The sequence below is a fragment of the Streptococcus orisasini genome, from assembly GCF_001431045.1.
GTDB lineage: Bacteria > Bacillota > Bacilli > Lactobacillales > Streptococcaceae > Streptococcus > Streptococcus orisasini.
Map to the genome: position 1 here is coordinate 1 of NZ_BCLE01000035.1, position 12,211 is coordinate 12,211.

The window sequence follows — 12,211 nt, forward strand, 5'->3', positions numbered from 1 at the left end:
AGGCTCATGATGTGATATCATGGCCTTTTTTAGATACAAATTTCTATCGCTTTAAATCCAATTCTTTTCCTGCGCAATTCGGACAGCATCTGTACGATTGCCAGCAGACAGCTTGTTAAAGATACTGGTCATATAGTTTCGAACCGTACCGTTGGACAAGAAAAGCTTTTCAGATATTTCCTGATTGGACAAACCTCTGGCAACCAGAAGCAAAATTTCCTGCTCGCGCTGACTGAGAGGATTGGAGGTAAAGGCGGCTTCCTCAATCAATTCAGGGGAATACTCCCTTTGCCCAGCCAAAACAGCATGGATAGTCTGCATGAGCTCTGAAGCCGAACGATCCTTTAAAACATAAGCATCTACATGAGCCGCTAAGGCACGTTTAAAGTAGCCTGAGCGTTTGAAGGTTGTCACGATAATAACCTTAGTAGCCTGACGATGGGCACGAATCCACTCCAGCACATCAAGCCCTGTTTTCTTGGGCATTTCAACATCCAAAACAGCCACATCAACGTCCTGTTTTTGCAGCAGATCTATGGCTTGGGCGCCATCAGCAGCCTGATAAATTTCTTCCACCTCATCTTCCATAAGTAAAAGCTGACAGAGCGCATCACGCAGCATGGACTGGTCTTCAGCGACTAATAATTTCATTGTCGGCCTCCTTCTTCTAAAATCACACGAATAAGGGTCGGATTGTGGCTGGATATAATCATAACCTCACCCTTGACCAGCTGCAAACGTTCCTTGATAGAATGCAATTCCTCACCAGTCAGCTGGCTAAAACCACGCCCATTATCACTGACCTCAATTATCAGCCCGTCAGCCCTGTAGAGCTTGATATGACACTGACTGGCTCCAGCGTGCTTAATGATATTGGTGGTTAATTCGCGTAAAATCATGGTCATGCTGGACTGAATGACAGGCGACAACGCAGACAAGTCCAGCTGATTATCTATCGTTAGGGCAATCTCAGACATGGCAAACATTTCGGTGATATTATCCAACTCTTCAGTCACCGTGCGGTATTTGAGATTGGTAATCAGCTCACGAACATTTTTCATGGTTTCTTTACTGATTTGATTGAGCTCCGTCAATTCCTTGCGGACAGCAGGCAGATTATCCTTGTCCAATTGCCGCAGCGCAAGCTCCGTCTTCAAACTCATCATGGCAAATGTGTGTCCCAGCGTATCGTGCAAATCACGGCCAATTCGGTTGCGTTCATTTTCAGCGGTCAGGAGATTAATTTCCTTATTTTTTTGATAAATTTCTTCTTTAACCTTATTTTCCAAATAATTCTGCCGCTGAAAATAGTGCATAGCAATGATAAAGATGGTAATCAGCACTGTCATTACTTTTTCTATGACTGTTGGTCCAAAAAACAATCCCCACACCATAACAACCAAAAGACCAAGTATATAAGATATCGTGCGGTAGCTTCGCGTTCGCGTGTCATCTTCAAACCGCCAAACCAAAAGATTCACGAGATAGAAGAAAAACCACATCATATTGGGCTCAATAGCCAAGACCATCCAAAGAATATAGCCAAGCAGATAGAACCAAAGGACAGCAAGTATGCTTTGATACTGATTACGAAGGTGAATAATCAAAATATAGGCTATCATGAACAAAACAGACGGCCCCAGCGTCCACATAGGATAATCAAACCACAATACCCCTCCTAGGGGAAAAATCATGAAGACCAGCCCTACATAGTAGAGCGGGTCTGTTTTTTGAAAGGGTCGAAACATTATTTTACCTCAAGTTTTTTTCCGACTGCCAGAGCAATCACTAAGACTATGATAGCATATCCCACGAGAATTAACAGGGACTTAAGAGAAAAGTCATCTTTGAAGTAAGAAATAAAGAGGTTGTTAAGATGATAGGTCGGCATAAATTTTGCTAGTTTTTGCATAAAATCAGGGAAAGTCTGCACTGGCATCCAGAGGCCGCCCAAGACTGCCAAGCCCATGTAAAAAATATTGGCAATCAAAGAAAGCGTCTGCGAAGACTTGATATGAGCAAAAAGTGCACCAAAAGGCATAAAGCAGACAGCTCCAGCAAATAAAAGACCCGCACTGATCAGCCAATCTTTAGCAGACATATCAACATTCTTGATGAAGTGTCCTGCGACAAAAACAGTTACAATTGCCAGGACAAAGTGAACAAGAATCGTTAAAATTTTACTGATATAGTATTGCCAGATAGGAATGGGACTGTGCTCAATACTTCTGAGGCGGTTGCCGTTTCTGTCTTCTTGAAAGGCAAAAGGCAAGGAGAAAAAGGCAAAACTGAGACTGGAAAAGGCAGTCATTTGGATCATATACTGGCGCACCCAGTAAGCCGCTTGTTCTTTAGACATACTGTCATCACTGGCCCAAATACTGGTAAAGAGTAAGAAGAAAGCAAGTGGCATGCCGATTCCCATAATCAAGTTAGACAAAGATCGTTTATTGATGAGGTACTCCTGATACAGGATTGCTTTAAACGTTTTCATGGTCAGTCTCCTTTGCCATATCAAAAATGGTATTTAAAAGCGTACGGTTAGTCATTTCGATGTCTTCAATTGGACATTTAACTTCTACCAGCAAATCCCAAATCCTCTGCGGTTGTTTGCTGCTAAAGGAAATGGTATCTGCTTTGATGGTCAAATTTTGAATCTCCTCTTCTTCAACCGCAAAGAGATAATCAGTTGGCAGCGTAAAGACCTTTTCTTTTTCTTCTGAGCGCAGCAGATAAGGTGTGGTGTCACGCAGCATTTTTCCCTCGTGCAAAACCAAGATCCTATCCGCCGTATGCTCTACTTCTTCAATGTAATGGCTGGAGTAAATAATGGTCTTGCCAGCCTTTTTCAAGTCAGCAACAATCTCCCAAAAACGCTTGCGCGTATTGGTATCCATACCAGCCGTCGGCTCATCCAAGAAGATGATGTCAGGTTGGCCAACCAAGACTTGCACAAAAGCCAGAAGCCGTCTTTGACCACCAGACAATTTTTCAGCAAACTGCTTTTTTTGCTGATCAGAAAATTGCAGCAACTTATCAATCGCTTTATCAGACAGAGGTTTAGGATAAATAGCTTTTTGAAAATTAAGAAGTTCAGAAGCCGTCATCTTTCGCTCTGTCAGGTTTTCCTGAAAAAGGATACCTACTTTTCCTTTAAGCTGTGAAGACTGAGCGTTTTGCTTTAGAACAGTAACTGTTCCTTCTGTCGGAGCATAGTCTCCCAACAGGCAATTAAAGAGTGTTGTTTTGCCTGAACCATTAGGTCCAATTAAGGCCAGACAATCGCCCTCCTTAACTTCAAAGGAAATGCCCTCAAGAACCTTTTTCGATTTAAATTGTTTGGATAAATTTGAAACGTTTATAACCGTATGTACCATCATTGTACTCCTTTTATTAAGATACGGTAGAGGCTTGTTATCTAAGTGCTCCGCACTTGATACCAAACGCCAATCACTATGGTGAATTGGCTACCTCTCCCACTAACTTCGTTTGGTTAGTAAAATCGACTAACCAAACTTCGTGTCGCTAAGCCGTTAAGCACTCCAAAGGAATTTAGAGAGCCTGACAAAGAATCCCTAAAGATTCTAGGAAGGTGAGTCTAATTTCACAAACTAGACAGCTTGCCTTTTTTACACAGCCTTTAAAGCCAGTTTATTTAGACTGTGTGTGTTTTAATGATTTCTAAATATCTAGGTATTCGGTGATTTCACCATGATGAACTTTTTCTGCTAATTTGTGAATGATATCTTTTCCCAAATGTTTTGTTAAAGATTCCAAATCATTTACCACTTCAAAAAGTGTATTTTCATTAATATCACTTGGATCAAAGTTTGCGTTTTCCCTGTCTTTATTCCAGTAATACCAGTTAGGATCTGTTCGTTCATAATAAACATAGTGTTGCTTTTTTGTCAGGTAAACTCTTTTTGAGATTTGTTTTTGTTCATCTTCAGTTTTGACAGTGTGAGAGTAAATTTTAATACCTTGAAAGACTTTATAGCTGCGGATACCATCTTCTAAAAGTCTAAGTTTGATCTCCTCATAGGTCATTTTAGTCCCTCCTTTGTAACTATTAAGGTAGGAGAAAGCTTTTCTTTCTTCCTAATCAGCCAATTCTTTGATAAGAGATTTAACAATACTGATTAAAATAGTTGCTGAAATTAACAAGCCCATGAACTCTCCAAAATGCGAAAAGATAGTTTCAATCTTCAACTGTTCAAAAACAGTTGTAAAAACACTCAAGACCGCGAAAACTGTTCCAATAAGAGCATAAATAATATAAGATACTTTGATTTTCATAATATTTTCTCGCTTTATTTTCTTTCTGGTTTAAGTTTACCGAAAAAGAGCAAAGCTTTTCAGCACCTAATGTCATAACATAATATGACTTTTGTCATGTTTCGAAGTCCTTGATTGCCTAACTCCCATTTTCTCAACTAATTAAGTCTTCAAGCACAGTTTTTTTTTCATTTAGGAATTCCTAGAGCCCAAAATTTCTGGATCAAGACAAGACTTGCTCCCATAGCTTATACTCTTTGAAACTCTCATCATACATTATTGACTTCGCCTTGCCTGATTTTCTTTGAGTATAATACAAAACAAAAAAGACTCGAGAGCCCTTTCTCTAAGTCTTTTTCACAATGATGATCTTATGTAAAGATTATTTTTTATCTTCTTCCCCTTTTTTAGCCATATAGTCTCTCCTAGACTGGATAATAGTAATAATGTTGCCGCGTCTTGGTCTAAATTCTTTAACGTATTTTTTCTGATAGCTGGCATTTAAAACAGCCCCTAGAATCAAAATTCTGGCAAAGACAATAAACCACAGCATTAAAGCAAACAAGGTCACCGATCCAAAAATCCGAAGATTTTCCATGCTGGCGGTGGCGTAGTTCAGATAAGTCCCAAACAAGCTGGTCATCGTAAAGAAGAGAATACTGGTAAAGATTGTTCCCGGCAAAATATAGCGGACTTTTCTGATTCGGACATTGGGCAGAATATAATAGAGAATTGCTAAGGCAACGAAGAAAATCGTAGCAGTTACTGGCTGGGTTAAACTCATCAAAATATCATACAAATCCTGATTGAGATAGGAATTATGATACAAGAACGTCAGCACTGTCTTACCAAAAGTTGACAGCATAATAGCCAGCGCCAAAAAGAAGATTACCAGCAAGCTGGAAAAAATCCCGACAATATGCCCTAAAATCAGGTCACGATGAACCTGAATGCCATAGGATTTGTTCATGGATTTCTGCAAAAAAGTCAAACTTTTTGACATGGTCCACAAACCAGTGAGCACTGCCAGCCACAAGAGACTGGTAGAAGGCTTGTTGAAAATCCCGATCACAATACCTGAGGTGCTTTCATAGAGCTGCTCAGGCAGATTGTTTTTCATGAAGGATAAAAGTTCTGATGTGTCAATATCCAGATAAGGAAACAAGTTAGCAAGCAGGATTAAAAAGGGAAAAATAGTCAGGATTAGATAGTAGGCCACTGCTATACTGGAGAGATCCATTTCAGAGCTTTTATAGTAGGTTAAAAAATTCTGTACATATTGGCTTGCCTGTAACTTTTCAATAAACTTTTTCACTGCAACTCCTATTAATAGGTGCCTTCTTCTCCTTGACTGGTAAGAATGCGCGGGCCATCCTTTGTAATAACAAACTGATGTTCATATTGGCAGGAAAGGCCACCATCAAGTGTTTTGTGAGCCCAACCTGTTTGCATATCTGTATCTATTTCCCAGGTTCCCGTATTAATCATCGGTTCGATCGTCAGCACCATTCCTTCTTTCAAACGCAGACCGCGGCCGACTCTGCCATAGTGGGGAACATTAGGCTCTTCATGCATGGTAGGACCGACACCGTGGCCGACTAAATCGCGGACAACACCATAACCAAAGCTTTCAGCATATTCCTGAATGGCAGCTCCAATATCCCCGATACGGTTGCCGATAACAGCCTTTTCAATACCCTTGTAAAGGCATTCCTTGGTGACATCCATGAGCTTCTTGACTTCTTCAGAAACATTTCCAACAGCATAGGCCCAGCAAGAATCAGCAATACCGCCACGGAAATTGTCTGTATGTTTTTTGACTTCAGCAACCTTGTCAAAATTCAATTTTGACACATCCAAGTCTTCCTTGGCAATAGGACCGCCTATTACCATATCAACTTTAAGAAGATCACCCTCCTTCAAAGTATAATGGCGCGGAAAAGCATGAGCCACCTCATCATTTAAACCGCAGCAGGTCGCATAGGGGTAGTCCATGAAATGACCGTCTGCCCCAATTTGTAAGGGCAGGAAATTTTCTTCCTTGCAGCGCCGGCGGACATACTCTTCAATTTCCCACATGTCCAGTCCTGGTTTAATCAAATCACGCAAACCGATATGAATGCTGGCTAAAAAATCGCCAGCCTCATCCATTGCTTCAACTTCACGCGCTGATTTTAATGTAATCATGTTTTAGTTAACTCCTTAGTTCTAATTCAATTTCGTTGTAACAACAGCCTTGGTAACAACTTGGCTGCCATGGTAAATTTCAAAGTCAAGCGTCGCACTCCGCCTGTTTTCAGTAATAACCTTGGGCTGAATTTTTAGCAGATCATCAATTTGAACGGCCTGTAAAAAGTATAACATCATTTGCTCAATAATGATATTCTTTTTATGCTTTTGCGTCAAGACACGCATGGTAATATCTTTTAGAAATTCTGTTAAAACACCGTGTGCCAGATTGCCTGCCGAATCAATCATGGCTGGCTCAACAACAAATTGAAAGCCGTTTTTTTCTTCCTGCAGATTGGCAGTAATCTGCTCGCTGTAGGTGTGAGTGCTGGTCCTTTGAAAATTCTGCAGATTTTCCATCACCTGCCTGCGCGTGATAACTCCCAAAAGACTGTAGTCTTCCTTAACCACCGGCAGCATATCATAATCTTCAAAAATCATCTTTTGGCTGATATTGGCCAGACTAAGCGTCGGTTTTGCAACTACCGGATTTTTAGTCATTAGTTGATTAAGAATCATGTTAGGTTCCTTGCCGGCCACATCCCTCATGCTGATAACGCCGACAACCATATTATGACTGTTAATGACCGGATAGCGCACATGGTTAGTCTTTTTAATCAGATTGTTATAGTCTTTGACAGTATCTGTGTCGTGCAAAAAGCCATGATAAACCTTTTCCTGATAAACCTCCTCAACCGTCTTAATGTCGGTTTTAATGCGAACATTTGAAAGAGCCTGATTGATGAGAGTGGCAACGGTAAAGGTATCATAGTTAGTTACCATGACGGGAATGCCCAGCTGATTGGAGGTTTCACGCACCCTTTCAGATACAGGAAATCCTCCTGTTACGAGGATGGCGTTTTTATTTTGCAGAGCCAAAAGCTGAATATTTTCACGGTCTCCGACAATCAAAAGGCCATCTTTGGTCAGATAGCGGTGAATATTATCAATGGTCATGGCACCGATAGAAAACTTGCTAAATTCATGACTGAGCCCAGATGCGCCAGAGATAACTTCTGACTCGCTGATATTGGCAATTTCTTTGTAGGTCAATTTGTTTAGGCGCACGCGCACCTTTTTTTCAACACGAATCGTTCCGCTGCGCGGCCGAGTCTCAACAATTCCGCGGTTTTCCGCCTCTTTAATAGCTCGGTAGGCCGTTCCGTCACTGACTTTCAAATGATTTGAAATGCTTCTGACACTGACACGTTTGCCAACCGCCAGATTTTCCAAATATTCTAAAATGTCTTGATGTTTACTCATATGTCCTGTCACCTATCCTTAATTCATATTTCAAATAATCACGTATCTTATGACTGTACCGGTCACTCCCTTTGAACTGTCTCACTAAATTAAAACCGGCTTTTTCTGCTACTCTGGCACTGGCTGCATTTTCCTTATGAACAATAATCTGCAGCAGCTTTAAATCAAATTCCTGAAAGGCCAGAAAAACCAGATTTTTGAGTGCCTCAGTTGTCAAGCCCTGTCCCCAGTAATCCTTATGCAAAAAATAGCCAATCTCAGCTGTTTGAGCTGTTAAATCCAGTTTGTCAAAGCGAATCGCACCAATCATTTTATGATTTTCCTTGTGCTCAAGAGCCCAGACACCTAACGGGGTTTTCATAAAATAATGAACCAGCAAAAAATCACTCTCAGCAAGGCTGGCCTGATGAGGGAAAATAAATTCCAAATTCTGCGCATCACTCGCTATTTCATAAAAATCCTTATGATCCTTAAAGGCAAAAGGGCGCATAAAAAGACGCTGCGTTTCAAATTCTGAAAAACGTCCTAACTGTGTCCATATATCCATATTGTTATAATACAGTTTTTTAGGCTAAGAGTCAAAGAAAAGTCTCTATATTTCAATAATCAGCTGCCGATACAATTTATTTTAATAAAGGCGGTCTTTTATCTTTAACTTAACACACTTACAGCCAATGAGAAAAATAAAAAAGAATAAGAAGTAGGCGGATTTTTAACCCAAGCTACCGTTCTTATTCTCTTTTTTATTTATAAGTCAAAGAAAAAATGGAAATCTATTTTTTAGTTTTGTTGCTTTCGTTTTAAAGTTAAACTGCCGCCAACGTTAAGGGCATGCACACGTTCCGGATTGACTACATCATTGACAAGATCTGCTGGATTGCCATTAAAAGTATTCCAAGTAGCTGCATCAATTGATCCCCAATGAATACAAAGCAAATCAGCCTCAGGATAAGTGTTTGCTTCTTTTATGGCACCCTCGTAAGTAATATGCCAATCATTATCACTAAAATCAAAGAGAATCATATCTGGCTGCGGCATTTCCAAGTGTGACTGCAAAAGCTGACTGTCACTCGGTAGCCAAATGCTGCCATCAGGTGTCTCAAGCCAGTAACCTACATACTCTTCTTCCTTCCACTCACGGTATTGGTACTTAGGCATTTGGTTTTGCCAATTATGACGGGTAGGCGTTGTTTTAATGGTAATATCGTTCACTTTAAAAACGTTTCCAACGGCATGTTCCTGAGTATCAAATCCCTCTTCGATCATGACATCAGCCACATGAGCCGGTGCATGAAATTCCTGTGTCACAGCTTTGATGTTGTTAAGTGTTTCAAAGCTAAGGTGGTCATTATCAATATGAGAAATCAGCAGAGCATCCACCTTAGGAATTTCTGTTGACTTAATTGGCATGTCAATTAAAAGCGGCATGTCAAAACTATCCAAAATCGGATCAATCAGGATAATCGTCCCGCGGCTGTTGATAAGAATACTGGCGTTTCCAAGCCAATAAACTTCCGTTCCTTCAATCTTTTCAAAGGCAGATTGAGGAAGTTCAACTGTTTTTTCAGGCATAGCCTGCCCATTTTTACTAAAAGATAATTTCATGATATTTTGCCTTTCTATTTTTAATTTATGTATTCTTTGTAGATGTCCCTTAGCTTACCCTTTTAAAACGTTTGGCAACAAACAGTGACACAGCACTTAAAGCTAATAAAACTACTACCAAAAGAAGAGCTGGTACATAACTGCCTGTGAAATCATAGATATAACCCACCGCTGAAAAGGCGACAGCAGCGCCAATATTGCCCGCAAAAGAAATGACAGGAAAAGCCTTTCCGTAATTAGCAGTTCCAAAAACTTCACGTACAACGAGCGGCACCGATACTGCTCCTAAGCCGTAGCAGGAGCCAAAAAGGAACGCTGCTACTAACATCAGAAATGCTGGCCTACCAAACAAAAGCAAAAGAACACCAACAAGATTAGCGATTAAAAGAACCAAAGTCGCTTTCATCGCACCCAACTTATCACTAAGAGCACCCACAACCAATTTAGAAATAATATTTCCCACCATTCCCATGGACAATAAACTTGCACCTACAGTTGTTGATAAGCCCAGAGTTGCTGCATAACCAGGTAAATGTTGTGTGATACTAGAAATAAAGCTAACCATCACCCCCAAAGCAATCATTGCAATAAAAGCAGGTAAGGCAATTTTATATGCTGAAAACGACTGACCCTGATGCTGAACTTTTTCTTCTCCATAGGCCTTTAATCCATCATCTTCTGGTCTAATAGCAAAAGGATATAAGAGTGCTGGCAAGCATAAAATAAATAATAAGATAGCTTCAGCAATGTAAGCACCCTGCCAATTAACCAAAGCGATTATTTTTGAGAAAATAGGTGAGAATGCTGCTCCCATAAGTCCTGAAAAACCTAGTGCAATACTGGTTGCCAAGCCATTTTTAGTCATAAACCAATGGTTAATAATCAAGGTAATGGTTACAATGGAGAAGAGCCCCGTACTAAAGCCACGAATGGCTCCCAGTAAATAAAACTGCCAAAGTTGGGTAGAAGCTGCCATCAGAGCAGTTCCAACAGTTGCAACTAAAACAGCTGTTGTAAGCAGAGTTTTAAAAGGAATTTTTTGCAATAACTTTGGTGCAACTAAAGCGCTGACAGCTGTCACTAAGGAAAATATGGTCATGTGAAAAGAAAAAGATCCACGCAAGATTCCCAAATCCTCAGAAACAACCGTATAAAACACTCCAGAAGTGTTAACGGAAATACCTATGGCAGCAGCTGACAGCCCGCAAAGGACAGCTAGAACTTTCCAAGTCTTATGAAGGTTTGCCATTATTCCTCCTTTTTATTATAGATAACCCCAACTATCAAAGTTGCTCACCATTTGAAGCAATGACTTGCTTGTACCAAGCAAAGGATTTTTTCTTGCTGCGTTTAAAGCTGCCAACTCCATCATCATCACGATCCACGTAGATAAATCCATAGCGTTTGCTCATCTGTCCGGTACTTGCAGAAATCAAATCAATACATCCCCAGCTAGTATAACCCAGCAGATCAACACCATCAATCTCAACAGCATCTTTAAAAGCTGCGATATGCTGACGCATGTAATCAATACGATAGTCATCTTCTACATAACCATTTTCATCTGGAATATCCTTGGCACCAAGGCCATTTTCAACGATAAAAAGTGGTTTCTGATAGCGATCGTAAAGCTGATTGAGAGCATTTCGCAAACCTAGCGGATCAATCTGCCATCCCCATTCAGTTGATTTTAGATGAGGATTTTTAATGGAACGAAAAAGATTTCCAGTCGTGGTTTCATAATCTTCTTCAAAACCTGAAACTGTCCGAGAAGAATAATAAGAGAAGGAAACAAAATCAACTGTATTTTTGAGCATTTCCAAATCTCCATCTGCCATAACTAGGTTAATGCCCTCACGTTCAAACATTTTCCTAGCATAATTAGGATAATAACCTCTTGCCTGCACATCAATGAAGAAATAATTTTCGCGGTCACTGTCAATGGCTTGCTTGTAATCTTCAGGTCTGCAAGTATAAGGGTAATGCATACCGCCAGCCAGCATACAGCCAATCTTATTATCAGGGTCAATAACATGAGCTAGTTTGGTAACACGGCTTGAAGCAACTAATTGATGGTGGGCTGCTTGATATATCAACTGCTGTTTATTATCACCAGCTTTAAAAACCAAACCACCACCGACAAAGGGACTGTGAATGAGAATATTGATTTCATTAAAAGTCAGCCAGTATTTGACCAAACCCTTAAAAGCAGTCATAACAGTTTCAGCATAGCGGACATAGGCATCTACTAATTTTCTATCACGCCAGCCACCAAAGCGTTTGATCATTGAGACTGGCACATCAAAATGCGCTAAGGTCACTAGAGGTTCAATTTGATAGCTCCGCAATTCCTCAAAAATATCTCGATAAAAGTCTAGTCCTTTCTGATTAGGCTCTTTGTCATCTCCATTTGGGAAAATTCTTGTCCAAGAGATGGACATACGATAAACCTTGAAGCCCATCTCTGCAAAAAGTTTGATATCATCTTTATAATGATGGTACATATCAATCGCTTCTTTAGCAGGATAAAAATGTTTTTCATCCCAGTCCAAAAGTTCCATCATACCGCTGGAAATAGCTGCGCGGTCTGGTCCTGTTGGCAGGAGATCGATATTGGATAAGCCACGGCCTCCCTCTAAAATGCCACCCTCGACTTGGTTAGCAGCGGTTGCTCCGCCCCACAAAAAATTGTCTGGTAAAGTCATAAGAATTGTCCTTTCAGTGTTATAATGGTCTTGATTACACTTTAGCATGCTCATCACTAACCCGCAAGATTTCCATAACAACTTGGCAAAAGGTTCCATTTTAAAAATTATTCATACAAAAATTTGAAATAAAA

13 protein-coding genes are annotated in these 12,211 nt (G+C 40.3%); all 13 read right to left on the bottom strand.

Features of this window, described 5'->3' with window-relative positions; translation table 11 throughout:
- Window positions 1-51: 51 nt before the first annotated feature.
- Entirely contained in the window at window positions 52-651 is a 600-nt protein-coding gene (locus tag SCSH_RS07725; RefSeq protein WP_057491313.1) for a response regulator transcription factor, read from the bottom strand.
- Window positions 648-1,748: a sensor histidine kinase gene (locus SCSH_RS07730; RefSeq protein ID WP_057491314.1), complete on the bottom strand. Its 1,101-nt coding sequence runs from the start codon at window positions 1,746-1,748 to the stop codon at window positions 648-650. The genes SCSH_RS07725 and SCSH_RS07730 overlap by 4 nt, the downstream gene beginning before the upstream one ends.
- A complete protein-coding gene (locus SCSH_RS07735; protein ID WP_057491315.1) occupies window positions 1,748-2,494 on the bottom strand; it encodes an ABC transporter permease in 747 nt (248 codons plus the stop codon). Before SCSH_RS07735 ends, SCSH_RS07730 begins: the two co-directional genes overlap by 1 nt.
- Window positions 2,481-3,377 carry an ABC transporter ATP-binding protein gene (locus SCSH_RS07740; protein WP_057491316.1) on the bottom strand — a complete coding sequence of 299 codons (897 nt, stop codon included), beginning with the start codon at window positions 3,375-3,377 and terminating at the stop codon, window positions 2,481-2,483. Before SCSH_RS07740 ends, SCSH_RS07735 begins: the two co-directional genes overlap by 14 nt.
- A 304-nt stretch (window positions 3,378-3,681) precedes the next feature.
- On the bottom strand, window positions 3,682-4,047 hold the full coding sequence (locus SCSH_RS07745; RefSeq protein ID WP_057491317.1) for an EXLDI protein: 366 nt from the start codon (window positions 4,045-4,047) through the stop codon (window positions 3,682-3,684).
- A 51-nt stretch (window positions 4,048-4,098) separates the two neighbouring features.
- Entirely contained in the window at window positions 4,099-4,296 is a 198-nt protein-coding gene (locus SCSH_RS07750; RefSeq protein WP_057491318.1) for a hypothetical protein, read from the bottom strand.
- A gap of 361 nt (window positions 4,297-4,657) precedes the next feature.
- Entirely contained in the window at window positions 4,658-5,590 is a 933-nt protein-coding gene (locus SCSH_RS07755; protein WP_057491319.1) for a YihY/virulence factor BrkB family protein, read from the bottom strand.
- Between the two features lie 11 nt (window positions 5,591-5,601).
- Complete coding sequence (locus tag SCSH_RS07760; RefSeq protein WP_057491320.1) at window positions 5,602-6,462, bottom strand: methionyl aminopeptidase; 861 nt, start codon at window positions 6,460-6,462, stop codon at window positions 5,602-5,604.
- Between the two features lie 21 nt (window positions 6,463-6,483).
- Window positions 6,484-7,767, bottom strand: a complete 1,284-nt coding sequence (gene spxR, locus SCSH_RS07765) for a CBS-HotDog domain-containing transcription factor SpxR (protein ID WP_057491321.1) — start codon at window positions 7,765-7,767, stop codon at window positions 6,484-6,486.
- Entirely contained in the window at window positions 7,760-8,314 is a 555-nt protein-coding gene (locus SCSH_RS07770; RefSeq protein ID WP_057491322.1) for a GNAT family N-acetyltransferase, read from the bottom strand. Before SCSH_RS07770 ends, spxR begins: the two co-directional genes overlap by 8 nt.
- A gap of 233 nt (window positions 8,315-8,547) precedes the next feature.
- Window positions 8,548-9,372, bottom strand: coding sequence for an MBL fold metallo-hydrolase (locus tag SCSH_RS07775; RefSeq protein ID WP_057491323.1), 825 nt, complete (start codon window positions 9,370-9,372; stop codon window positions 8,548-8,550).
- A 49-nt stretch (window positions 9,373-9,421) separates the two neighbouring features.
- Window positions 9,422-10,621: an MFS transporter gene (locus SCSH_RS07780; protein WP_057491324.1), complete on the bottom strand. Its 1,200-nt coding sequence runs from the start codon at window positions 10,619-10,621 to the stop codon at window positions 9,422-9,424.
- A gap of 34 nt (window positions 10,622-10,655) precedes the next feature.
- Window positions 10,656-12,077, bottom strand: coding sequence for a 6-phospho-beta-glucosidase (locus tag SCSH_RS07785; protein WP_057491325.1), 1,422 nt, complete (start codon window positions 12,075-12,077; stop codon window positions 10,656-10,658).
- Between the last annotated feature and the right edge of the window lie 134 nt (window positions 12,078-12,211).